22 protein-coding genes, 1 tRNA gene and 2 pseudogenes are annotated in these 24,036 nt (G+C 57.2%); 14 read left to right on the top strand and 11 right to left on the bottom strand.

What is annotated here, in order from left to right; genetic code table 11:
- Positions 1-203 precede the first annotated feature (203 nt).
- From HBO41_RS10955 to HBO41_RS10945, 3 genes are all read left to right on the top strand, one after another.
- Complete coding sequence (locus HBO41_RS10955) at positions 204-2,483, top strand: acylase (protein ID WP_169986204.1); 2,280 nt, start codon at positions 204-206, stop codon at positions 2,481-2,483.
- Positions 2,484-2,695: 212 nt separating this feature from the next.
- Positions 2,696-2,769 (top strand) — tRNA-Cys (locus HBO41_RS10950).
- Positions 2,770-3,063: 294 nt separating this feature from the next.
- Positions 3,064-3,480 carry a hypothetical protein gene (locus tag HBO41_RS10945; RefSeq protein WP_169986202.1) on the top strand — a complete coding sequence of 139 codons (417 nt, stop codon included), beginning with the start codon at positions 3,064-3,066 and terminating at the stop codon, positions 3,478-3,480.
- On the opposite strand, the gene HBO41_RS10940 is transcribed toward HBO41_RS10945, so the two are convergent.
- Positions 3,460-4,422, bottom strand: a complete 963-nt coding sequence (locus HBO41_RS10940; protein WP_017138895.1) for a LysR family transcriptional regulator — start codon at positions 4,420-4,422, stop codon at positions 3,460-3,462. The two genes, HBO41_RS10945 and HBO41_RS10940, sit on opposite strands and share 21 nt — an antisense overlap.
- A gap of 111 nt (positions 4,423-4,533) precedes the next feature.
- Between HBO41_RS10940 and HBO41_RS10935 the strand changes: the two are divergent.
- The 5 genes and pseudogenes from HBO41_RS10935 to HBO41_RS10915 form a co-directional block, all read left to right on the top strand.
- Positions 4,534-4,611 (top strand): annotated as a pseudogene (locus HBO41_RS10935) (hypothetical protein); the annotation flags it as partial.
- Positions 4,612-4,732: 121 nt separating this feature from the next.
- A complete protein-coding gene (locus HBO41_RS10930) occupies positions 4,733-6,037 on the top strand; it encodes a serine hydrolase (RefSeq protein WP_017138894.1) in 1,305 nt (434 codons plus the stop codon).
- A 176-nt stretch (positions 6,038-6,213) separates the two neighbouring features.
- Entirely contained in the window at positions 6,214-7,128 is a 915-nt protein-coding gene (locus HBO41_RS10925; protein WP_346342939.1) for an alpha/beta hydrolase, read from the top strand.
- A 233-nt stretch (positions 7,129-7,361) separates the two neighbouring features.
- Positions 7,362-8,380: pseudogene (locus tag HBO41_RS10920) on the top strand (DUF481 domain-containing protein).
- Between the two features lie 417 nt (positions 8,381-8,797).
- Positions 8,798-9,778: an MBL fold metallo-hydrolase gene (locus tag HBO41_RS10915; protein WP_236447893.1), complete on the top strand. Its 981-nt coding sequence runs from the start codon at positions 8,798-8,800 to the stop codon at positions 9,776-9,778.
- A 571-nt stretch (positions 9,779-10,349) separates the two neighbouring features.
- On the opposite strand, the gene HBO41_RS10910 is transcribed toward HBO41_RS10915, so the two are convergent.
- Together HBO41_RS10910 and HBO41_RS10905 are read right to left on the bottom strand one after the other, a co-directional pair.
- Entirely contained in the window at positions 10,350-10,958 is a 609-nt protein-coding gene (locus HBO41_RS10910; protein WP_017138890.1) for an AhpC/TSA family protein, read from the bottom strand.
- 226 nt (positions 10,959-11,184) lie between these two features.
- Positions 11,185-11,439 carry a DUF6124 family protein gene (locus HBO41_RS10905; RefSeq protein ID WP_017138889.1) on the bottom strand — a complete coding sequence of 85 codons (255 nt, stop codon included), beginning with the start codon at positions 11,437-11,439 and terminating at the stop codon, positions 11,185-11,187.
- Between the two features lie 229 nt (positions 11,440-11,668).
- Here HBO41_RS10905 and HBO41_RS10900 point away from each other — a divergent pair, with 229 nt between their 5' ends.
- A complete protein-coding gene (locus HBO41_RS10900) occupies positions 11,669-12,010 on the top strand; it encodes a hypothetical protein (protein WP_232626434.1) in 342 nt (113 codons plus the stop codon).
- Between the two features lie 64 nt (positions 12,011-12,074).
- Here HBO41_RS10900 and HBO41_RS10895 read toward each other — a convergent pair whose 3' ends face one another.
- Positions 12,075-12,716: a hypothetical protein gene (locus HBO41_RS10895; protein ID WP_169986200.1), complete on the bottom strand. Its 642-nt coding sequence runs from the start codon at positions 12,714-12,716 to the stop codon at positions 12,075-12,077.
- A gap of 119 nt (positions 12,717-12,835) precedes the next feature.
- Here HBO41_RS10895 and arr point away from each other — a divergent pair, with 119 nt between their 5' ends.
- Positions 12,836-13,252: an NAD(+)--rifampin ADP-ribosyltransferase gene (gene arr / locus HBO41_RS10890; protein WP_169986198.1), complete on the top strand. Its 417-nt coding sequence runs from the start codon at positions 12,836-12,838 to the stop codon at positions 13,250-13,252.
- 202 nt (positions 13,253-13,454) lie between these two features.
- Here arr and HBO41_RS10885 read toward each other — a convergent pair whose 3' ends face one another.
- The 6 genes from HBO41_RS10885 to HBO41_RS10860 are packed head-to-tail and all read right to left on the bottom strand — an operon-like array spanning position 13,455 to position 18,620.
- On the bottom strand, positions 13,455-13,688 hold the full coding sequence (locus tag HBO41_RS10885) for a helix-hairpin-helix domain-containing protein (RefSeq protein WP_169986196.1): 234 nt from the start codon (positions 13,686-13,688) through the stop codon (positions 13,455-13,457).
- A gap of 26 nt (positions 13,689-13,714) precedes the next feature.
- Positions 13,715-13,966: a hypothetical protein gene (locus HBO41_RS10880; protein WP_169986194.1), complete on the bottom strand. Its 252-nt coding sequence runs from the start codon at positions 13,964-13,966 to the stop codon at positions 13,715-13,717.
- The gene (locus HBO41_RS10875; RefSeq protein ID WP_169986192.1) at positions 13,967-14,500 is read right to left on the bottom strand and encodes a GNAT family N-acetyltransferase; all 534 of its coding nucleotides are present in this window, start codon (positions 14,498-14,500) and stop codon (positions 13,967-13,969) included.
- Between the two features lie 31 nt (positions 14,501-14,531).
- Entirely contained in the window at positions 14,532-15,953 is a 1,422-nt protein-coding gene (locus HBO41_RS10870; RefSeq protein WP_169986190.1) for an efflux transporter outer membrane subunit, read from the bottom strand.
- Positions 15,950-17,518 carry a DHA2 family efflux MFS transporter permease subunit gene (locus HBO41_RS10865; RefSeq protein WP_169986187.1) on the bottom strand — a complete coding sequence of 523 codons (1,569 nt, stop codon included), beginning with the start codon at positions 17,516-17,518 and terminating at the stop codon, positions 15,950-15,952. The genes HBO41_RS10870 and HBO41_RS10865 overlap by 4 nt, the downstream gene beginning before the upstream one ends.
- Complete coding sequence (locus tag HBO41_RS10860) at positions 17,511-18,620, bottom strand: HlyD family secretion protein (protein ID WP_169986185.1); 1,110 nt, start codon at positions 18,618-18,620, stop codon at positions 17,511-17,513. Before HBO41_RS10860 ends, HBO41_RS10865 begins: the two co-directional genes overlap by 8 nt.
- Positions 18,621-18,732: 112 nt before the next feature.
- On the opposite strand from HBO41_RS10860, the gene HBO41_RS10855 reads away from it, so the two are divergent.
- The 4 genes from HBO41_RS10855 (at position 18,733) to HBO41_RS10840 (ending at position 22,603) form a co-directional block, all read left to right on the top strand.
- The gene (locus HBO41_RS10855; RefSeq protein ID WP_099549690.1) at positions 18,733-19,443 is read left to right on the top strand and encodes a CerR family C-terminal domain-containing protein; all 711 of its coding nucleotides are present in this window, start codon (positions 18,733-18,735) and stop codon (positions 19,441-19,443) included.
- A gap of 424 nt (positions 19,444-19,867) precedes the next feature.
- Entirely contained in the window at positions 19,868-20,332 is a 465-nt protein-coding gene (locus tag HBO41_RS10850) for a hypothetical protein (protein ID WP_017138878.1), read from the top strand.
- Between the two features lie 234 nt (positions 20,333-20,566).
- Positions 20,567-21,172, top strand: coding sequence for a LysE family translocator (locus tag HBO41_RS10845; RefSeq protein WP_017138877.1), 606 nt, complete (start codon positions 20,567-20,569; stop codon positions 21,170-21,172).
- A gap of 447 nt (positions 21,173-21,619) precedes the next feature.
- Positions 21,620-22,603, top strand: a complete 984-nt coding sequence (locus HBO41_RS10840) for a GlxA family transcriptional regulator (RefSeq protein ID WP_169986444.1) — start codon at positions 21,620-21,622, stop codon at positions 22,601-22,603.
- A 173-nt stretch (positions 22,604-22,776) separates the two neighbouring features.
- Here the strand turns inward: HBO41_RS10840 and HBO41_RS10835 are convergent, their stop codons facing one another.
- Complete coding sequence (locus HBO41_RS10835; RefSeq protein WP_169986183.1) at positions 22,777-24,033, bottom strand: FAD-binding oxidoreductase; 1,257 nt, start codon at positions 24,031-24,033, stop codon at positions 22,777-22,779.
- Positions 24,034-24,036: the final 3 nt, after the last annotated feature.

Raw genomic sequence — 24,036 nt, 5'->3', positions numbered from 1 at the left:
GATGGCGCTCTTATTTGAATAAGACGAACGAGCGAGCGAAATCATGAAGTCCTGGATGTAGAAATTTTGTCGGTATCCGCTTTGTCACACGTCGACCGCCCTTAAAAAACACCCGCTGCGGCTAAATTATTCCCGGTTGCCTGCGTTCTTACGGTGGGGTCGTTGCCCCCTGTAAGGGTGTCCAAATTGACTGTGGAGCTTGCGTGATTATTTCCAACCGGTTGTCCAAGGCGTGCGTGGCAGGGCTGTTGCTGGGGCTGAGCCTGAATGCTTCAGCGCGTGAACAGGTGACACAGGCTTCAGCCGATATTCGCCGCACCACCTTCGGCGTGCCGCACATCCGCGCCAACGATGAGCGTGGCTTGGGTTACGGTATTGGTTACGCGTATGCGCAAGACAACCTGTGCCTGCTGGCCAATGAAGTGGTCACGGTGAACGGCGAGCGTGCGCGGTTTTTCGGCCCGGACCAGGCGACACTCGAAGAGCGCAACAACCTGGCCAGTGATGTGTTTTTCAACTGGCTGAATACGCCCCAGGCGGTTGCCGCATTCTGGAAGGCGCAAACCCCACAGATGCAGCAGCGCATCGAAGGCTATGTCGCCGGCTACAACCGTTATCTGAAAGAGCAGGGCGCACCGACCCAGTGCCACGCCACGTGGGTGCGCCCGTTGGTCGTGGACGACCTGGTCAAGCTGACCCGCAGGCTGCTGGTGGAAGGCGGTGTCGGCCAATTCGCCGAAGCCCTGGTCGGCGCCACGCCGCCTAACGCGACTGCCGCTGTGCCGTCGAGCATGAAGGCCTTTGAACTGGCAGCAGCCAATCAACAACGTTTCAGCCTCGACCGTGGCAGCAACGCCGTGGCCGTGGGCCGTGATCGTTCATTTAATGGCCGTGGCATGCTGCTGGCCAACCCGCATTTTCCGTGGGTCGGTGGCATGCGTTTTTATGAGATGCACCTGACCATCCCGGGCCAACTGGACGTGATGGGCGCAGCACTGCCGGGTTTGCCGGTGATCAATATCGGCTTTAACCAGCACGTGGCCTGGACCCACACGGTGGACACGTCCAAGCATTTCACGCTGTATCGACTGACCCTCGATCCCAAGGATTCCACGCGTTATCTGCTGGATGGGAAATCCATCGCTATGGAGCATCGTGCGGTGAAGGTCCAAGTCAAACAACCCGATGGCAGCCTCAAAGAGGTCACTCATACGGTCTACAGTTCGCAATTCGGCCCCGTGGTGCAATGGCCCGGCAAGCTCGACTGGGACAGCCACTACGCCTTCAGCCTGCGCGACGCCAACCTGGGTAACGACCGCGTGCTGCAACAGTGGTACGCGATGAACCGCGCCACCAGCCTTAAAGACCTGCAAACCTCGGTGCACACCCTGCAAGGCATACCGTGGGTCAATACCGTGGCCGCCGACGACCAGGGCCAGAGCCTCTACATGAACCTGTCGGTGATGCCCAACGTCAGCGCCGCCAAACTGGCGCAATGCAGCGACCCTCGCGCGGGCCTGCAAATGATCATGCTCGACGGCGCCCACAGCGCCTGCGCCTGGGACGTTGACCCGCGTGCAGCGCAACCGGGCATCTTCGCTGCCGACCAGTTGCCGCAATTGCAGCGCACCGACTACGTGCAACACTCCAACGACTCGGCGTGGCTGGCCAACCCCAAGGCGCCACTCAACGGCTTCTCCCCGGTGATCAGCCAGGACCACATCGGCCTCGGCCCGCGCGCACGCTTCGCCGTGCAACGCCTGCAATCCCTGGAGAAGCAACCGATCAGCGTGGCCGACCTGCAAAACATGGTCATGGACAACGAGGTGTATCTCGCCGGACAAGTCATGCCAGACCTGCTCGAATATTGCGCCAAACATCTGGGCACTGACGCCGCCGCGCTGCAACCGTTGTGTACCAGCCTGAAAGCCTGGGACCAGCACGCCAACCTCGACAGCGGCATCGGCCTGGTGCATTTCATTAACCTGGTCGAACACCTGCAACAAATCCCCGACGCCTGGCGCGTCGCCTTCGACCCGGCGCAGCCGTTGACCACACCCCGTGGCCTGGCCATCGACCGCATCGAGGTGGCCAAAGCCCTGCGCGAAGCCATGCTGGCCTCCAGTGAAGAGGTCGGTAAACTCAAGGCCACCCGCTGGGGCGACATCCAGGTCAGCGGCCAAACCCCCATGCACGGCGGCCCGCAACAGCTGGGCATCTACAACGCCATGCAAACCGTGCCCCGCGCCGACGGCAAACGCGAAGTCGTCAGCGGCACCAGCTACCTGCAAATCGTCACCTTCGACGACAAAGGCCCCCAGGCACTGGGCGTGCTGGCCTTCTCCGAATCCAGCAACCCCGCATCCAAACACGCCAAGGACCAGACCCAAGCCTTCTCCGAGAAAAAGCTGCGCGCGCTGCCTTTCACCGAAGCCCAGATCAAGGCCGACCCGCACTATCAGCAACAGCGCATCCAGGAGTAGGGCAGGCCCGCAACTCCTTGATGACTATACGAAATATTTTTGAAATCAAGGGGTTGCAGGTAAAAGCAAATGCGTACATAATGGCGCCCATCGAACGCAACGAAGCATTTAAAACTTCAATGCATTCAATGAGTTAGAGTAGAGACAGGGTTTTACAGCCCACTCAAGTTTTTATGCGGTGAATGTCAGCAGTCAGGGCGTTGATCGTTTGAGGCCGAGTAGCAAAATGGTTATGCAGCGGATTGCAAATCCGCCTACGCCGGTTCGATTCCGACCTCGGCCTCCACTCTTGAAAACCCCGTAGATTAACGTCTACGGGGTTTTTTATTGTCTGAGATTTGCTCATCGCTTTCGCAATTTTTCGGATCACTTCCGCAACACTGCCTTTTTTCGGGAAATTCAAGACGCCGTTATCGTTATGCCTCTCCTCGATTGGACGTGGGATTGTGCTTGAGACTAAGGAGCCTAAGCGCCCACAACGGCCGGAAGCGGTCATACGTAGCATCTGCTGGCTCATCCGAAGTCCAGACGCGTTTGATATCAAGGTTGACGTTCGGATTCCATTGACGGCTCTGCGTTCTTGCAGGTCGTCGATAAAGCTACTCAGGCCGGATTGGATTCCGGCATCCTCCAAACGAAGATGGAGGCGTTTTTCGGTCTTGCCCTGGCCAATCAGCAAAAAGCCATTGTTCAAGTCGGTGGCTGCAATCTTGAGCACATCGGCGGGACGTTGGCCGGTCAGGTAGGCCAGATCCATCCCGTTCTTGAACTCCTGTACCGCTTCCGCGTATACCGCGTTCCATACGGTTTCACCGGCATAATAGTCCCGTGGCTTTTCCTTGTTTCGGCGAACGTCAAAGCAAGGGTTTGCTTTGTCAGTCAGCCCTGCATACAACGGAGGGGAAAGAGAGAAAGTTCGGTTCTCATGCTGACCAGCGCTTCGTTTGCTCAGATGGAGCTCGACCGTAGTCTGAAGTTAGTCCGAGATGGCCGCTGACTGAGTTACGACAGGCAGGCGTTTTTCTGCCTCGTCGATAATCAGTGCGATGGTTTTTCTGGCGATGGGTGACAACGTACGGCCGGCATGAAACACGATGGTTTCCGGGATAGAGCGCAAATGTATGGGGATCGCAGGCTGGATTTTTTCGATTAGATCGATCAGCACGCCACTCTCCAAATCAGGCGCTAGCCAAGATTGCCAAGTGAGCAGTAGCGCGTCGCTAGTCAGCGTGGCCTGACGCAGGCAGTTCAGCTCATTGCATACCAACTTCCACGGCAGTAGTGTCGTCGAGGGCATTCCGAATAGCGCCCGGGCGTGCACGTCGTCCGTGGTCACAGCAGCCCACGGGTAGGCGAGTAGTTGCTGATGCGTCACCGGCTCGGCCTGTCGAGCCAGTGGGTGCTCGTGGCGACAGAAGATAGAGGCCGGTTGTGGCGGCAAACTCCGAACGTCAAAGCGTGGGTCTACCCCCTGCTCGACCCGCACGCTCGCTACGACAAACTCGATGTCTTCCTGTGCCAGTTGGTTGGCCAAGTGATGCCAGTAATTGACTTCAGGGGTCACCACCAGCTTGGGCGCGCTCTTGCGCAAGGCCAGCAGCACGTTGGGAAGGGTGGTGTTGGCGGTCATCATGCCGACGCCGAAGTTGAGTTCACCTCCCTGCCCCCCGGCGATGTCGCTGGCCTCCGCGACCAACTTGTCGGCGCACGCCAGCATCTCGCGCGCCCGAGCAATGAGCTGGTGACCAGCGCATGTCAGCGTCACTGAGCGGGTGTCCCGATCAAACAGGCGCACCTTTAGGTCTTTTTCCAGCGATTGGATGCTACGGCTGAACGCCGTCTGCGAAAGATGGGCTCGCTCCGCGGCCCGGGAGAAGTGCAGTTCCTCTCCAAGCAAGACCAGGTGACGAATTCGCTTCAAGTCAATTAAGTCGCTCAATGCATCAATCGCTCTTCATATTTGCATTGGACGGTTGTACCTCACTCCCAGAAAATTCGCCAGAGTTTGCGCTTGGCTGGCAACCTGTGCGTTTGCGTTTCGATGCCCTGAAACGATGACGGCCGGCTCAACTTTAAAAAGGGTGAGACCTTCTCGAAGATCTTCAAAGGCATTCACGACCTGCAATTGAGTACAGAGCTCCGTGTGATCTTGCGGCCTTAGGTCTAATTGGTTGCCGTGAACAGAAAAGGCCTGCTGGCCACCCGATTGCGACGCAATCCGAGTAATCAAGCGTGCGAAGGAGACTAAAATGCAAGTGAAAATAGACGCTCTGCAAACCTTGCCGGGCAGCGCTATAGCCCAGTCTGACGTCCAGCCGCAGTTCCTCAGCGCCGACGCCAGCGATCCGCAGGTCATAGGCTGGATGCAAGGTTCACCGCCGGTGCCGGAAAAGGTCGTGCGATTCAGCAACATCCTGCAGTTCCCCCAGACGCGCTGGTCGTTCTCGCATCTGCGCGAGCTGTTGCCAAGCGTGCAGGTCGCGCGTGGAAAGGGAGCAGCCAGCCCGTTACCTCGCGCCGAACGCGGAGACATCGACGCCCTGGTCTTCACCCTACTGGGCAGCGACCGCACTATGACCTGGGAACAGTCACTGAAGGCCAACTACACCGATGGGATCCTGGTACTGCACCGCGGGCAAGTGGTCTATGAACGCTACTTCGGCGCGTTGACTGATCAGGGCCAGCACATTGCCATGTCGGTCACCAAATCTTTTATCGGCACCTTGGCGGCGATGCTGGTCGAGGAAGGTAGTATCGACCCACAGGCGAAGGTCAGCCACTACGTTCTGGAGTTGAGGGACAGTGCATTTGGCGATGCCACGGTACGCCAAGTAATGGATATGACAGTCGGTGTTCGCTACTCGGAAGACTACGCCGACCCCAAAGCGGAAATCTGGGAGTACTTACGAGCCGCCCATATGACATCGCGACCGGAGGGATACGTCGGCGCAACCGCGGTGACCGAATACCTGATGAAACTGCGCAAAGAGGGCGAGCACGGTCAGGCCTTTGCTTACAAGACGGTCAATACCGACGTTTTGTCCTGGGTGATCCAGCGCGCGACGGGCAAACCCATCGCAGTCAATCTACAAGAGCGCATCTGGAGCAAGCTGGGGGCCGAGCAGGACGCCTACTTGATCGTCGATGAGGTGGGTACCGCGTTTACCGGTGGCGGTTTCAACACCTCGTTGCGCGACTTGGCCCGTTTCGGCGAGATGATGCGCCTGGACGGCAAGTTTAATGGCCAGCAGATAGTGCCCAAGAGCGTGATCGCGAATATTCGTGGGGGCGCCAGCCAGCAAGACTTCGCCAAGGCAGGCTATGAGCTGCTGCCAAACTGGAGTTATCGCAACATGTGGTGGGTGTCCCACGACACTCATGGCGTCTACTCGGCACGTGGGCTCCACGGACAAAGCATGTATATCGACCCCAAGGCGAAAATGGTCATTGTGCGTTATGCCTCGCACCCCTTGGCTAGCAGTTCGAACTTCGATCCGACTACCTTGCCCGCCTATCGAGCGGTGGCCAATCATCTGATGGCCAGCTCGCTATAGTGCGATGAAAAGCGGTAATAGCAGGCATTGGAGAGTGGGCGGCAGTGTTCCGCGATGTACCATTCGCCAATGTTGAGTCGTTTCGCAATAACGAATACTGCTTAGACCGGTTGACCAACGCTGGTTTGAACGATTACTTATTTTAATTTTTAATAATATTTATACTGGAATATATTGTGGGCTCGCTAACTAATCCTCAAAAATCTAGTTTTAGAAGTCGCGCACTTATAGCATATCTTTTGCTGGTCAGGCGAAAATCAGTTTATGGCTCCTTGGATAGAGTGCTGAAGAGTTTTCGGAAATCACGAGAGCAGGGCCCTGCAAGACCAACTATTAAAATGCAAAAGAAAATCTCCATCGAACTCCAAATGGTTGATGGTATCGAAGTCTACAGGCTAGCCCCTAAAGATGACCAAGCAAGCTCCAAACATATTTTCTATCTTCATGGTGGAGCTTACGTTTGGCCTATTACGTTTCTGCACTGGCGCTTTCTTCAAACGTTAGTCGAAAGATATGGCTATATTATCATAGTGCCGCTTTATCCCCTTGCACCAGAGACTAAATGTAAAACCGTTATTTTTCGCATGTTGTCTATATATAAGCTTGCTTGTTTTAACGCTCGATGTCACGCAATGAATGTAATGGGCGACTCAGCTGGCGGCGGCCTTGCAGTTGCCCTCTGCTTCGCGTTAACAGATATCGGATATGTGCAACCTACTAAGCTAGTATTGATCTGCCCTTGGATGGATGTCACGTTGAGTAACGAGTTAATTTCAAAAACCGAGAAGTCAGATCCAATGCTCTCCGCGAGAGGTTTAAGAGCGGCCGGCATGATGTATGCGGGAGATCTTGGTACGGACCACAACTACGTAAGTCCGATTAACGGAGATCCAGAAAATCTACCTCCGATCCTTATTTTCGCTGGCACCCGCGACATTATTCACCACGATGCAATTAATTTCTGTGAGAAAACGTTGGCGCTTGGAGGTGAGGTTCAGTTGCATATCGGGAGAGGAATGATTCACGTGTGGCCAATCCTTCCGATACCTGAAGCGAAACAAGCTATGGATAAAATAGCTTGTTTTCTTTAATGCTGGTATGAGCGTCAACTGTCAAGTAAATAAGTGATGCGCAGCAGTCCTGTATGATTTCGAATCGGTCAAGCTAAATAGCTCTATTTAGAAACTCAGATCTCGCGGCTAACGACGGCATTGAGATTGCGATGCTGACTTCACGCTGCAAAGCGAACGGAGGGCGGTTCTTCATAATGTAAAACACGGTAATTGTGACATATGGCAGGTTTCTCAAGCCCGGTGGGTTCGTCATGCGATTAACAGCGGTGATATTGTCGTGCTCTGTCTACGTGAGCGTTCTTTCACTGTGCGCATCTGCGGACAATGTAATGCTGAAAAATGGTGACCGTGTTAGCGGAGACATCATTTTGATGGAGGGCGCAAATCTTGTTCTGAGTACGAATTACGGAGGCGATATAACGATCAGTAAGGACCAGATTCAAACTTTGGAAAGCAAACAGCCGCTCATGGTAAAGCAAGTGGGCCAGTTGCAAGGAACTGTTGAATCGATTCAAACCGGTCCGCAAGGCAACGTGCGAGTTGGTGTGGGCGTTGGTTTGAGTCTTGTCGACCTTAACAATATCGACCAGATTATGAAGCCCCAACCCAACCTCACGGCTGCAATTTGGAAGGGGAACATTGACCTTGCGGTTCATGCCGAAAAGGCTAAGGCAGAGAGTGAAAATGTTGAACTTGCGGCACAAACAAGTTTTGTCAGTGGCTCTTGGCGGCATAGCGCGACTGCTCACGTCCGCGAAGATGACGCAGAGGTTGCAAGTACGGCAAACTGGAGTGCCGAGTACTCCGTGGATCGTTTCCTAACCGATAACTGGCTTTGGGAAGGAGGCTTCAATTACAAAAAGGATCAGTTCGAAGACCTAATAACCAGGCGAAAAATTGGCACCGGTCCCGGTTACCAATTCTGGGACGATCAATTAGGCAAGCTTACCATCGTAGCGCTGTTGAATCGTATGCGTTTCGGGTACTCAGACGGTAGCAGTAGTACGTTTTACTTCACATCTGCCCGCTGGGACTTCAAACGATATCTGGTTGGAAAAAAAAGTTTGAATTTTTTACATCGGGTGAGCTGGGAAGGCCACTCAGCGATATAGCATATTATGCTTATGACTCTGAGCTAGGCTTGCGTTACAGTGTCACGGAATGGGCTTCCTTAAATCTGAAATATGAACACGCGGTAGTCGCGGGTAAATCCGATAATAGCAACTTGGACAGTGCTAGATATACAGCCGGTTTTGGTGTGAATTGGTGATGAATATTTTGCATGCCTGGATGAGCGCCCAGTGCGACCTCGAGCCCGAAGGTTCGGCCATCAGCAAAGCAATCGATGACAGCCTGAAATTCTGGGCAGCGCTGTAGCGCTACTGCAAACATGGACACCAGCGCCGGGTAGTAACCAGGGAAATTGATATTCTTGGGCTGACTCTGCCGACCTGGCAATCTGGACTGGATTACGAATATGAGACGTGGGGAAACGATCCGTTTAATATAGACACAGTCTTGGCGTCATCGCAAAGTGTGATTGGCAAACGCTTACTTAGCGGGCGCTTACAGCGTAGCTTAATGCGTCTCGTCTTATATGAGGCGGGCAGCTTAGATAAAAAACTAGATCCGGCTATGGAGGGCAGCGATGCCTATCCATTTCAATATCAATATCAGGAGATGTAGCGTGAGTCGTAGCAAAAAAGTGTTGGGCTGTGCATTTGTTATGGCAGTGTTGGCAGGGACGCTCTGGGGGGCATGGAAATTCTCATCACCCTCGGTTCAACCCTTTGCTTCGCTAAGACCGCAAGTCGGTCAAGGATCTCCGGACTTGACGGTGCGTTTTCTGGGCGCTGGCACATTGAGCTTCGATGATGGGGAGACTGCGATCATGGAGGACGGTTTTTTCTCACGGCCAAGTATTTATTCGGTGCTACTGACGGCTATACAGCCTAATGAGCAGCGCATTGATGCAAGTTTGCGCAGCGCTGGCATTTCCAAGCTTGCAGCGATATTCGTCGCGCATTCGCATTACGACCATGTCCTGGACAGTGGCTTGGTTGCTCTCAAAACAGGCGCTACGGTATTGGGTACAGCATCGACTGCCAACGCCGTTATGGGTGCCGGATTACCTCCTGAGCGTATCAAGGTAATCAAAGACGGAGATTCTTTTTCGTTTGGTCAATTTCAAATCAAAGCCTTCGAGACCCCGCATTCACCACATCCCACCTCACCAGGCTTCATCGATCATCCGCTGCACACTCCTGCCCGGCAGGAGGATTTCAAAGTTGGCGAAAACTTCTCGTACCTGATTACTCATGGCAGCCGTCGTCTTCTGGTGATCGCCAGTGGTAATTACAGTCCAGGCAAGTTCAAGGATGTCAGGGCAGATGTGGTGTTCCTTGGCATCGGAACGTTAGGTAAACAAACCCCGGAGTTTGTCGCGCAATATTGGCAAGAGGCGGTTGTCCAGACGGGCGCTAAAATCGTGATCCCGATCCATTGGGATAATTTTTTTGAGCCCTTGGACCAACCGTTGACCGCTATGCCGCGCATATTGGACTCTTTCGATCAGAGCATGGGCATGTTGATACCCCTGGCACAACGGGACGCTGTGAAGGTGCAACTGCCTGTCGCTTTCGCCCCGATCGATCTAGATGCCTTGTAGCCATTGAATAGGCCGGCGACTCGGTTGGCCTAAGGAAGCCACCGGTAAATTAAGAAAACGCAAGGACCTGATTTTCTCAAAGAAATATGGGGGGAGTGATCTATGGCGCCCAAAAAATAGCCCCATGCGCTCGGTCTTGTGTCGGTTGCAGGCAGCAGGAATCAGCCAATTCCTGCTCTTCGTGAAGGAATGTTTTGGGCCGATAGCTGCCTGTCTTGCCGTTGTGTCGAGGGCCAGCTCAGGGAGTGGGTGAAGCGACGGCGGCGATGCTGATCAGCCAAGATTGGAGCGAAAAACAGTTCCGCAATGAAAAATCAACGTCGCGCAAACAAAGGTCTCCGGCCGTTTAAATACATCACAAATGCGGAAAAGTAATTTATTTAACTAATTGATTTTTAGAGTTTTAATTGTGGATTGCAAATCCGCCTACGCCGGTTCGATTCCGACTTCGGCCTCGGCCTCGGCCTCCACTCTTAAAGCCCCGTAGATTAACGTCTACGGGGTTTTTTATTGCTTGTGATTTTGGATTGTTTCTGCAATCCCATGCAATAAATGGGCTGACTGGTAAGTCTTAAGGCTGTTTCGCGGAGCCTTTCTCAGCTTCGATGAGGAGTCGTAGCTTATTCAGCGCCGTTTCTTGAGTGAGTGCATTTAGTGCGGTGCCCCAAAATGCAGTGCATGCCATTAAGAAGTCGGTTCGTGGTCCTTCCTTGCCAAAGGTTATCCTTTCGCCGGGACGTTTCACCGGGAGTTCGATGTAGCGTTTCTCCAAGGGCGTGAATTCGGGGTCGATGGCGGACATTAAATTTACAAGTCTCGCGAGTTGCTTCACATCCCCTTTGTCTAGCCCCGGACTATGACCATGGGCGAGTTTGTTCCGCATATTATTTACTTGATGGATCACTGCTGCTATTTGCATTGGAATTCCGAACGCAGCAGCCATGCCCAACTTCTGGCCGAAATCTCGCGGGGGCTTAGCGTATTTGCCCACTTCGCCCTGGCATTTTTCATCAAGGTAAAATGATAGGAGGCTTTCTAGCATCAGATGGAAGCGTAGCACGCACCCCAGTTCGTCTTCTGTCTCGGCCGCAGCAATAATTATTTCGACATCTGAAATCTTCTCCACGGCCAAATCGAATTTATATACATCCCCAGTACCTATGGTCATGACCATTTCCATATCTAGAATTCCTGTTTCTTTATGAGGGACAGCGGAGGGAATGTAGCACGTAGTTTTTAGGTTTTACGATCTCACCCATGGCCGGCAAACCTTCTTGGTTGCCTATCGGTGGAGTGGCCAAGCAAACGGCTCGAATGTACTAACTCGATTTCTCTGACTAAATGGGCCAGACCACAATTTCTGAATGTTAAAAAGGTGGTCTTCCCCATGTTCAATTTTTAGGCGGTCAATGCTCAGCGGCTGTTGGACTCAATTTATCCAGCGCATCATCCACGAGCAGTTGCGCGTTCTCAATCAATTGTGCCAACCCAAATATTTGAAGGCGCCGAGATCCAGTTGATCCGAACGCTTGTTCATTCGCCATAACCGATGCCGAAGCCAAAATTTCACTTGCATTCACTAGCGCATCTTCCGTGCTTAACTCTGTCCTCACTTTAAACGCGTTAGTCGAATGGTCGTTGCCAGGTGTGGGTGTTTTCAAGAGTGATGCTCCAAAGGGCAATACTCAGATAATTCAGGTTGCGACGCCCGGTCACAGTAATTACTGCGACGGCAAATCCTAACAAAGTCACTTCCTATGGCTCAACCTCGTTAGTTTGTGGGATACGTCCGAGACCAAGCAGAGCAGCGTTAGCGACGTTCAGAAAGTAGAATTATAAGGCGAGCTGGCGAGCTGCCATGTACCCTCATGCCTTTCCTGGGGGATAACAATGAAAATCTGGCTAATGGTTTTAGTCACGGCGATGCTCGCAGCCTGCGCCGACAGCGGTCCTATAAAAGTGGGGCCTGACACCTACACCATCTCAACGCGAGTTCCCCTTGGTGGGCCGGCCTCGGCGAAAGGCCAGGCGCTGAAAGAAGCGAATCAGTTTTGTGAGTCTCAAGGCCGTGAAATTCTTCTAGACCACATGCAGTCAAGCGAATGCGCCTTGCACGGCGGCTGCGGGGAGGCGGAGATATTCTTCTTTTGCCTGGCCAAAGGCGACCCGCAATTAAAACGCCAAAAGTACAGCCCCGATCCAACTCAAAAAATCGAAATCGACCAGCGCTGATGCTCTGCTGCCGAGAGAAGGGGCGGACCTATGTTCAGTGACATGAATCCATCCCTTTCTTTTGTTAAGCCGCCACCGCCATAGCAACCGGAGCGTACAGTGCTTGGCGTTCCTGAAGGCTCAGCAACTGCCAATTTTTCCCGACGCGTTTATACAGATCGGCGTTGTGTGGGATCTTCACCGTATTGAGCAGCCGCTGTTGGTAGCAGCCATACAGGTGTTTCAGAAAACCAGGTGGCATCACGATGTCTGTACTTGGCACATGGAACGAAATTGCCATGGGCCATTCTTTTTGACGAACGGACCCCAGCAGAGCAGGGCTGACGTCTTCAGGTTTGCCAATGGATACCCAGGTGGCGGGGTGTTTGCCATCCATCCAATGGGCGAACCATTCTGGCAGGCGCCCGCGCTTTGCCGGGTAGGGCATCAATACGCCAGCCTGCATTTTCTTGATCAGGTTTTCCCGAGTCAGTCGATGGGTGATGCGCACGGTGGGAAGGCGATTTATTGCCTCCAGAAACGCTTTGTTATCAGCGAGTGCGCCAAGGTGCGCAGCCACGTGCATGATCATCACGATGAGCGCCAGAACCCCAAGGAAAAGCCAGAATTTAATCGACGGGTCAACACGGACGTAAAGGGGGAAGGCATAAACGACAGCGGCCAACGGAATGAACGCGCCAGTGCAATATAGAAATTTCTTGTTCACGCGGGGGCCTCAAAAGAAAAGCAGTGATGCTACAGTGCCATCACTGTTTTGGCTTCTCCATTTCATCCATTTTTTGTGTTATTACCCCCCAACTCCCTTCCTCCAAGGAGCACCCAGCCATGTCCACTACTGCCGGCGTATTCACCCGCCAGTTCTTCCACGGCACCCGGGCTGACCTGGAGCCAGGCGACACCGTCCGCGTCGGCTACCCCTCCAACTTCACAACGGGCAAGCCACTGTCCTGGGTGTATTTCGCGGGCACGTTGGACGCTGCGATTTGGGGCGCTGAGCTGGCGTTGGGTGACGGTCCAGAACGGATTTACGTGGTAGAGGCCACCGGGCCAATCTTGGATGACCCCAACGTGACGGATAAGAAATTTGCCGGTAACCCGACGCTGTCCTATCGCTCGTTGGAGCCGCTACGGGTGGTGGCTGAGGTGACGAAGTGGCAGGGGCATGCGCCTGAGCGGTTGCAGCAGATGAAGGACAACCTTGCCCGTTTGAAGGCGGAAGGTCGCGATGCGATTATCGATTGATTGAGTGGCCTTGTGGTGAGCGGGCTTGGCCCGGTGCAAGCCAATTCAGGCGACGTGATGTGTCAGTTAGAGGGAGCTGGGGCTGCTTCGCAGCCCAACGCAGGGCAAGCCTGCTCGCCACAGTAACGGTGTTCGCCTTTAAGTGATGGGTAACGGCCATTAACCAACGTGCAGGATTCCGGCAGTGGTTTAGACCTTCTTGTCAGGCTTTTTGCGCGAGCGCCACAGCTGCAGTAATGGCCGCCCGCGCTTGGGGGCTGTTCTTCCAGCAGGTCGACCCGACTGCTGCCGATGCTTGCGCGAGAATGTCACCCACGTCGGACTTTCCAAGCACTTCCAATGAGTCAATGCCCAACTGCTCCAGCCGTGTAATCACGGTGGGACCTACGCCCTTGAGAGCGAGCAAAGCGGTTCTTTCTTCCAATGAAAACGGCATGTATATATTCCTTTTTTTATTACTCGCTAGGCCCCAGCGCGGACAATACGCTGTGCCTTCACCTCTTCGGCGTACACGCCAAGCTTTTCCTGCTGCGCAGCCAGCAATGCACACATTTTCATTAGCGCCACCGCTTCATCGGGTGTTCGGCCGTTCGCGGCCATCGCCGTCAGCTCCACCACCGACCAGCCGATAACTGCGCGTGCATCGTCAAGGTCGTAAAACAGTTCTTGTTGTGCGGTTCTGGGCCCGTCGAGCCCCTCTATCAGTTCGGCCATTTAGCACTGCGCCTGCTGTTTCAATTGAAGTCCCATGACGACCATCCCTATGTCGGCAAGGTCCGTGCTGAAGGGGATTTCGCCCATGCGCCGAAACCCGAATGCCTCATAAAAGCCCTGTGCACTGACGTTGGTTTTGAGCACGTCCAGCCACAGTAAATGCTCACCACGTTGCGCCACTTCATCGCGAACACACTGCAACAGTTGTTTGCCGTAACCCCTGCCGGCGGCGGATTTGAGCAGGTAGATTTTCTGCAGCTCCGCGCCCACTTCAGCGGTTAACGGCGCCGGCACTGCCCAATTCACTTTGGCAAACCCGACGGCGTTGCCTTGTTCATCGAAAGCAGTGAACCACGCATGCTTGCCTGGCAACTCGAGTGACTGGCGCAGCGCACTGGATGAAAAATCCTGCTCAAGAAAACCGTGCATACCGGCAGGCGACCATAATGTCGAAAAATGCTCGCGATAGGTCTGGCAACCAACCTCGCGCAGCGTATCGATATCGGCCGTTGTCGCTTTACGAAGGGTGATCATGTTGTTCCTTGGTTTATGTGCGTAGAACCCTTTACAGCGTCCAGCCTAACCCAAGCGCCTTGTGCAGCGAGGCAAAATCCTTCAGCAGTTCAGCGTCGCCGGATATCCGGCTCTCTTGCGCCTGGTAGCGCGTGCGCTCGGCATCCAGCCAATCGAGGGTGCTGGCCGTGCCCGCGCGATAACGCTGGCGTGTCAGGTCGGCGGCGCGTACTGCCGAAGATTCCACGTTACGCAGCAGCACCACATTCTGACGCTGATGCCCATAGCGTGCCAAGGCCACATCCGCATCGCGCAATGCACTCAATACCACGCTCTTGTACTGCGCCAAGGCTTCATCGCGTCCGGCCTCGGCGCCTTTGACGCTGGCGGCGACGCGGCCGAAGTCGAGGGCGTTCCAGGTGATGCGCGGCAGAACCAGCCAGGTGCCGCTGTCTTTACGCGCAAGGTGGCCGGGGTCGCTGGCGGAGAAGGACAGGTCGCCGGTGAGGCTGAGCTTGGGGAACCAGTCGGCGGTTTTTTCGCCGATCTGTGCGTTGCTGGAGGCCAGTTTACGCTCGGCCATGCGGATATCCGGGCGCGCCCTCAGCAGCGCCGCCGGGTCGGCCAACGGCACGGCGCTGGGTAAGGCGGGCAGGGCGCGGGCAGTGGCGAGTTGGCCATCCAGTTCGCCGGGTTCCAGGCCGCAAAGCAGGCCGAGTTGGTCGAGGGATTCGACGATGGCGGCTTGCAGTGGCAGGCGCTGGGCCTGGGTGTTTTCGGCTTGGGTGATGACTTGTTCAAGTTGCAGTTGCGAGGCCACGCCGCGCTCGCGGCGCTGCTGGGTGAGGTCCAGGGCCTGGTTTTCGATGTCGACGCTGGAGTCCACCAGTGCCAGGCGTGTTTGCTGGTCGCGCAGGTCGGTGTAGGCCTGGACGATTTCGGCGGCCAGTTGCACCTGGGCATCGGCCAATTGCGCCTGGGACGCGCCGGCTTCGGCCTGCGCAGCCTCGACGGCGCGACGGGTGCCGCCGAACAGGTCGGCTTCCCAGCTGGCATCGAAGCCGGCGAGGTAGAGGTTCAGCGGGCCGCGGCCGCCGCCACTGTTGCCACCCAGCGCGGAGGTGTCGGGCGAGCGCAGTTTGAGCATCGCAGCATCACCGCTGACCTTGGGCATCGCGTTGGCCTGTGCGCCGCTAAGGCTGGCGCGCGATTGCTTCAACCGGGCCTGGGCGGTGGCGATGTCGGGGCTGTTGCGCAGGGCTTTGTCCACCAGTTCGTTGAGCTGCGCGTCGCCCAGCGTGCGCCACCACTGCGCGACAGCGGGTGCGCCAGCGGAGGTGTTATCGGCATGCGGCAGGCGCCCGGCCGCCAGGGTTTTTGGCGCAACGTTGGGGGCACCCTGGTAGTCGGGGCCGACCGTGCAGGCGGACAGCAGCGCAACGCTGAGCAGAAGAGGAAGCTTGCGAGGGATCATCGGGTTACCGTGCGCTTTTTCAGAATAAAGATCAGGGGCAGGCACGCCAGCATCGCCAGTCCCAGTAGATAAAACGAGTCGTTGTAGGCCATGACCGAGGCTTGCCGCGCGATGTCATTGGCCAGTTGCGCGAAGGCTTGCAGCTGTGAGGTGGAGGCATCACCGGTTTGTGCCAGGTAGCTGGCGGTGCTGCTGGCCATATGGTCCTGGGCCAGTTGGCTGTTGGCCGGGATGCCTTCACGCAGCATGTCGTCGTGAAAGTGGCTGCGCCGGTCCATCAACACGCCGAGCAGGGCCAGGCCGATGGTGCCGCCCAGGTTGCGCGACATGTTGTACAGCCCGGCAGCGTCCCCGGCTTCGTGGGTCTGCACCGAGCGCATCGACAATTGGCTCAGAGGCATCATCACCAGGATCTGCCCGAACCCGCGCAGCAGTTGCGACCAGATAAAGTCATGGCCAACGCTGTCAGTGGTGAGTGTGGTGTCGACGTAGCAACTGGCCCAGTACAGCAACAGCCCGGCGCCGACCATCCAGCGCAGGTCGTAGCGGCCCAGCATTCTCGGCAGAATCGGCATCAACACAAACGCCGGAATCCCCGATAACAGCATGATCGCGCCCGACTGCTGCGCGTTGTAGCCCGACAAAATGCCCAGGAATTGCGGCACCAGGTACGCCGTGCCATAGATGCCGGCGCCGACCGCTGTGCCGATCAACAGCACGCTGCCAAAGCTTTTGTTGAGCACCAGTTGCAGGCGCAGGATCGGGGTTGTTGAGCGCAGTTGCCCCACGGCAATCAGGAAGAACCCGGTGACGGTGGCGATGCTCAGCCAGATGATCAGCAGCGAATCAAACCAGTGTTCGCGCTGGCCTTCTTCGAGCACCACGGTCAGCGAACTCAAACCCATGGCCAGGCCGAGGATGCCCAACCAGTCAGCGCTGATAAAGCGTTGCAGGTTCATGCGCTCGGTCGGCAGGCCGGTGATCAGCAAGGTGATCAGCGCAATGCTGATGGGCAGGTTGAGAAAGAAACACCAGCGCCAGTTGATGTTTTCCGTGAGCCAGCCGCCGATCACCGGGCCCAGCAACGGGCCGAGAATCACAGTCATGCCGAACATCGTGGTGCCGATCGCCAGTTGGTGCGGGGGCAGGCGCGTGCGCACGATGGTCTGCGCGGTGGGGATCATGGCGCCGCCGGCAAAGCCCTGGCCGATGCGCCCGGCGATCATCGCACCGAGGCTGGAGGACAAGCCGCAGAACATCGAAAACGCGGTGAACATCAGCGCGGTGCCGATCAGAAAACGGCGCAGGCCGAATACCCGCGTCAGCCATGCGGCGAGCGGGATCATGACGATCTCCGACATCAGGTAGCCGGTGGCGATCCACGTACCTTCGGTGCCGGTCGCGCCGATCTGGCCCTGGATCTGCGGCAGCGCCGAGTTGGTGATCGACACGTCCAGCGTCGCCAGCAACGCGCCCAATGCCCCGGCAGCCACGGCGATCCAGTCGGTCAACGAGGCGTTGCGCGGTTTTTCGGCGACGGCCTCGGCCATCAGCGCCTCAGCCATGGTTGGCATCCGCCGCGTGGCTACGCGTGTCGACTTCGACGGTGGCCGATAGGCCGGGCATCAACGACGCGCGAATATCATCGGGTACATCAAGGGCAATCCTCACCGGCACACGCTGCACGATCTTGGTGAAGTTGCCGGTGGCATTTGAGGGCGGCAGCAAGGCGAACTGCGCGCCAGTACCGGGCGACAGGCTGTCGACATGCCCCTGCAGGTTGCGGCCGGGCAGTGCATCCACGTGTACCGTCACAGCCTGGCCGGGGCGCATGGCGCCGATCTGGGTTTCCTTGTAGTTGGCGGTCAGGTAAATCGCGCTGATCGGCACCACCGTCAGTAAGCGCGTGCCGGGCTGCACATACTGGCCGACGCGCACACCACGGTCGGCCACCCGACCCTCCAGCGGGCTGCGGATCACCGCATCATCTACATCCAGCTGGCTCTGCGCTTCGCTGGCCTTGGCCACGCCGAGTTGCGCCTGGGCCTGCTTGAGCTGGGCTTGCAGGGTGCCGTAGCGGGTTTCGCTGGAGCGCAGTGCAGCCTGTTTGGCCGCCACGGTGCTGCGTGCCTGCGCCAGTTGGTTGTTGAGTTGCGCCAGGCGTTCTTCTGGCTCGGCGCCGGAGCGGGCCAGCGGTGCATAACGGGCCACTTCGGTTTGTGCGTGTTGTGCGTCGGCCTGGGCGCCTTGCAATTGGGCGCGGGCTTCGGCAATGGTGGAATCTTGCTGTACCAGGTCGGCCTGGGCTTTGGCGTAGTCGGCATTGCGCGCAGCTATCGTCGCCGAGGCTTCGTCGCTCACCGCCTGGTATTTGCGCGCATCCAGGCGCACCAGCACGTCGCCACGCTTGACGTTCTGGTTGTCGCTGACCAGCACCTCGGCCACATAGCCGTTGATCTTGGGCGCTACGCTGATGCTGTCGGCCTGCAGGTAGGCATCGTCGGTGGTTTCGACAAAGCGCCCGTTCAGCCACCACCACCCGGCCCAGCCAAGGCCGCCCAGCAGCGCGAGGGTGGCGATGCTCAGGAGAATGCGGCGCGCTTTGCTGCGCTGGCCATTAACGGTGTCTTCAGGAATGACCTGAGGGGAGGGGGTTGCAGCGGACATCGAGTCATTCCTGTTTGTGAGAGCCGGTTTTATATCGGATGGAATAAATTCTATTTTTCGCGAATTTTTGTCAACTGGTATATTTTGGTCCGGTATTCGAGAGGAGCTGCACATGGCACGACATAAACCTGCTGCCGAAGGTGGTTACCAGCGCGGTGAAGAAACCCGCGCACGTATCGTCGAAGCGGCGGTCGAGGTGTTTGGCGAACGCGGCTATGACCGCGCGTCCACCCGTGACATCGCCACGGCTGCCGGGGTTAATGCGCCCGCGATCCAGTACTACTTCGATGGCAAGGAAGGCGTGTACCTGGAGTGTGTCGAGCATTTGATCACGCTGCTGTGGCGCAAGATGTCGCCGTGCGTGGAAGCGGCCGAGGCCGCGTTGGCGGATGCCAAGGCGAGCGATAAAACCTTGATCGACGTCTCGCTGGGCATTCTGGGTACGGTGGTCTCCACCATCCAGGACAGCCCCCAGACCACGATCTGGCGCGCATTTATGGATCGTCATCAGGCCGGCCTGTGCCCGCAAAGCGCAACCACCGCCTTTGAAGACCGCTTCAAGGCACGCATTGGTCGGGTCATACGCCAACTGATCGCGCGCCTTTCCGGCTTTGCCGTGGAAGACGAGCGCACGGTGATTCACTCCATGGCGCTGTTCACCCAGGGCTTGGCGTTTCGGGTGCAGAAGCCCAAGTTGCTGGAAGCGCTGAAGTGGACCGAGGTGAATCAGAAGGAGATGGAGGCGGTGCGCGATGTGGTGCTGATGCAGGCACGGTTTACGCTGGAAGGGTTGGCCAGGCAGCGGGATGTGCGCACGGCCTGATGATTTTTTCGAATTGCTTGTATGTGGGAGCTGGCTTGCCTGCGATGGCCCTAGGTACCTACACAACTTTTCAAGGCAGCCAATTTCTCCTGTGGCGAGCAGGCTTGTCGAATCGTCGCACCGCCTGCGTTGGGCTGCGAAGCAGCCCCAAACCCAGTCGCTGAGTTCTTTCAGGAACATTGCAGTGCCTTTATTGGGGCCGCTCGCACCCCAGCGCAAGCAAGCTTGCTCGCCACAACAGCCCACTCATACTAGAGGTTGTCAGCTAGCACAGGGTAACGGCGCTTCGAAAACACCGGCAAAACCCGCCTGGCGTTGTGAAATGTTGTGAAGCGTGCGGAATGGCCCTTTGCCCATGCTAACGTCCGCGTCGGGGTATCGTCAGCTTGACGATTTCATTCGTTCCATTGAAGGAGCAGCGCCGATGTCTACTACCGTAACGCCCGCGTCTGGCGGGTCGAATACGCCAAAGTCTTCGCCTTCCACGTTCGACGACAAGTTGAACATTGCCAAGTCCAGCAAGGTTATTGCCGACTACATGCGCCAAACGGGCAAGTCAGCGATCACCAAGCAGGAGCTCACGCAACTGGCCAACAACGCTTCGGGCAAAGTGCCCACGGATGTGTCCGACGCTGCCAAGTACATGGAGCGCCACCCGGACGTGTTCACCGCGATTGAAACCCACGACGTGGCGGGGGCCGACAACCTCTCCGGCGTGTGGAACTTTGATTGGGCGGCCAAGGGTGGGCTCGATGGCACCTCGACCGACGCCATCGCCAAAATGCAGGACACCTTCGACTTTGCCATCGCCAAGTCCGCGCAGATCACCGAGATCTCCACGGGCAAAAAGGCTGAGCTGGACTCGACCAAGCAACGGCCCCAAAACTGAGACGCGTGGGTTGTCTGCCAACACCAACGGTTCCCGGCGGGCTCAGCGGGAACCGTAGTCGGCCGGTACGCCGTTGTGATGTGTTCAGCGCAGACTCAAGCAAGGCGCGCAACTCTACCGATCAGCTCGATAACGCCAAAGTGTATGCCTCGATCCGCCCCTAGCTGTACGGGGCGGCAAGGGCTGTAACCCACTACTGTCGCAGGCATACCACTACCGCCTGGATGCCGCGCCATGTTCATGTCCACCAGCCTCTTGTCCGCCTTTGTCCTGTTTGCCTTCGTGTCCTCGATCACGCCCGGCCCGAACAACACCATGTTGCTCGCCTCGGGGGTGAATTTTGGCTTTCGCCGCTCGATGCCCCACGCGCTGGGGATCAGCATCGGCTTCATGCTGTTGGTGATGTCGGTAGGCCTGGGCCTGGGCGAAGTGTTCAAGGTATTCCCGTGGGCCTACACGGTGTTGCGCTATGTGGGAGCGGCCTATTTGCTCTACCTGGCGTGGAAGATTGCCACCGCTGGCGGCATGTCCGAGAACCCTGACGAGCGTGGCAAACCCATGACCTTTCTTGGCGCGGCCGCGTTTCAGTGGGTCAACCCCAAGGCATGGATCATGGCGCTGGGAGCAATCACCACCTATACGCCGGCCGAAGGTTATGTGACCAATGTACTGGTGATTGCGCTGGTATTTGCGGTGGTCAACCTGCCCAGTGTGTGCGTGTGGGTGGGCTGCGGCAGTGGATTGCGCAACGTGCTGCGCGAGCCGCGTTGGTTGCGGGTATTCAACGGGTCGATGGCGGCGCTGTTGGTGCTGTCGTTGTACCCGATGCTTTTTGCGTGAAGCAGTGCCTCACACCGGCGAGATGGTTGCCAGCAAGCCGATACCGATGGTCAGCACCAGAAAACCGAACAGGAAAATTGCCATCTTGGTCATAAGGCCTCCGAAGGGAAGGGAGTCGACAGGAGTGTCGGAATGGCGCCCATTGTCCGCTTCACTGGCGTTTCGATACAGACGCAGATAGCAAAGAAAAAACCGTATCAGATGGTGCCGCAGCTGCCAGGCTGCGGGCCTGGGATGCGGTTGCTTTTGTAAAGATCAGGCTTAAAGGTCGTGTTGACTATCAACAGGCAAGCGTCCTCCATCGTGGCGGCGGCCACGCAGCATAGTCATTATTCTTCGTGGGAATGCGGCACGACAGCCGGCGCATTTGCCCCTAAGATAGCGCCCATTGCATAAACAAAAAGAGTGGGCCAACCCTCGATGGAAAGACGCCAGTTCAGCGGTGGCATGAAAGGCAAGAACCTGCGCTACCTGAATGAAAACTTCCAGCAGCCGTCGCCGGTCACCCGCGTTGGTTTTTTGCTGCTCGAACACTTTTCCCTGCCGGCATTCACCCAGACCCTCGACACCCTGATCACCGCCAACCTGTTGCGCCCCGAGCTGTTTGCCACGCGTACCTTCGGGTGTGACGAGGGCGAAGTTATCAGCGACCTGGGCCTGGTGATCCGCCCGGATGCCCGCCTGCAAGCGTCGGCATTGCCCGACCTGGATTTGCTGGTGATCTGCGGCGGTTTTCGCACCGAACTCAAAGCCAGCGAGGATTTCATCCAGCTGTTGCGCAGCGCCGCCGAACAGGGTGTGAGCCTCGCCGGCCTATGGAACGGCGCCTGGTTCCTTGGTCGCGCCGGGCTGTTGCAGGGTTACCACTGCGCGATCCACCCGGAACATCGCCCGGCGCTGTCGGAAGTGTCCAAAGCTGCGCAGGTCACCAGCGAACCCTACGTGATTGACCGCGATCGCCTCACCGCCTCCAGCCCATCGGGCGCGTTCCATATGGCCCTGGACTGGATCAAAAGCCTGCATGGCAAGGCCTTGGTCGAAGGTATCGAAGACATCCTGGCGTTTGAAGAGTCACGCTACCGGCGTATCAAACCCACAGAGAACATCAGCGTCAGCGCGCCACTGCGTGAAGTGGTGAAACTGATGGACGCCAACCTCGAAGAACCCTTGGAACTGGATCAATTGGCAGTCTACGCCGGCCGCTCGCGGCGCCAGCTCGAACGCCTGTTCAAGGAGCAACTGGGCACTACGCCGCAACGCTATTACATGGAGTTACGTGTCACCGAGGCGCGGCGTTTGTTGCAGCACACCGAACTGTCACAGGTGGATGTGCTGGTGGCGTGCGGGTTTGTGTCGCCGAGCCATTTCAGTAAGTGCTACAGCGCGTATTTCGGCTATCGGCCGTCCAAAGAGAAGCGCTTGGTCAAGTAGCGTTGAGGGCGAGCACTGCCACTGTGATTGTCACTGTGGCGAGCAGGCTTGCCCTGCGTTGGGTGGCGAAGCCGCCCCTCATTCAGACGACTCGGTGAGTCAGGTGTAACGGTATGGGGCTGCTGCGCAGCCCAACGCAGGGCAAGCCTGCTCGCCACAAAAACGGCAAAGACCTAAAAGCGCGCCAATCGGTAAGGGGCCAGGTCCGGCAGCACTATGCGCTTATCAAGCGTAACCAGTTGCACGACCATCTCCGCCGTCACCGCCGCCTGCGTCAACCCCAAATGCTGATGCCCAAACGCGAGCAGTACCTTGCCATCAGCCACCCGATCAATGATCGGCAGCGAGTCCGGCAGCGACGGGCGAAAGCCCATCCATGGGGTTGCGTCCCGGGTACTCAAGTCCTGGCGAAACAAGCCCTGGCTCAACCGGTGTAACTGCCAGGCGCGTTGCATATTGGCGGGGCGCTCCAGGCCTGCGAATTCGACCGTGCCGGCCAGGCGCAAGCCATCGTTCATGGGGGTCATGATAAATTTGCGCTCGAACGAGGTCACGGCAAAGGGCAAGCGCTGGTGTTCGTGGGGCAGCATCAGGTGATAGCCGCGCTCGGTGTCCAGCGGGACATGCTTGCCGGTGAGTGCAGCGGTGAGTTTGGCCGAATGGGCGCCGCAGGCGATCAGCACCTGGCGGGCAGTCAGGCTGCCTTGATCGGTCAGCAGCGATACGCCGTCCGATTCCAGGCGCCCATCGAGCACGCGTTGCTGCACAAACTGCACACCGCAAGCCTTGGCCGCGCTCACCAGTGCGCACACCACGCTGTACGGATCAATAAAATGCCCGGTACCCGGGAAGAACAGGCCGCCCTGGATCGCACCGTTCAGTTGCGGCGCGGCCTTGCGTATTGCCTCGCCCGACCAGAAATCCACCGGCACATTCTGCTGCTGCATGCGTTGGCGCAACGCGTCGATGGCTTCCCCGGACGCGGCACGCTCAAATACCAGCAACGAACCCTCGGCGCGCAACAGCTGCGGCTGCTCAATGGCCTGCAGCAGACGTTGCCAAGCGCCCAGGCTGGCCTCATTGAGCGCACGAATGCCCGCCACCGTGCGCCGGTAGTTCGCCGGGCGTAGGTTGAGCAACAAGCGCACGAACCAGGGCAGGGCGCGTGGCAGGTACTTCCAGTCCAGGCGCAACGGACCCATAGGGTCCATCAGCATGGCGGGCAGGCGCTTGAGGATCGACACGTCGGCAATCGGGAACACTTGCTCGGTGGCCAAATGCCCGGCGTTGCCATAGGACGCGCCCATGCCCGGCGCCTGTGGGTCGATGACCACCACGCGTTGGCCTTGACGGGCCAATTGCAGGGCGCAGGCGACGCCAATGATGCCGGCGCCAATCACAGCGATATCAGCACGGTTGCTGTCGCTCATCGT

Origin of the sequence: Pseudomonas sp. WS 5146, assembly GCF_012985495.1 — a bacterium.
Lineage (GTDB): Bacteria > Pseudomonadota > Gammaproteobacteria > Pseudomonadales > Pseudomonadaceae > Aquipseudomonas > Aquipseudomonas edaphica.
This window is presented reverse-complemented; position numbering and strand designations above follow the sequence as displayed.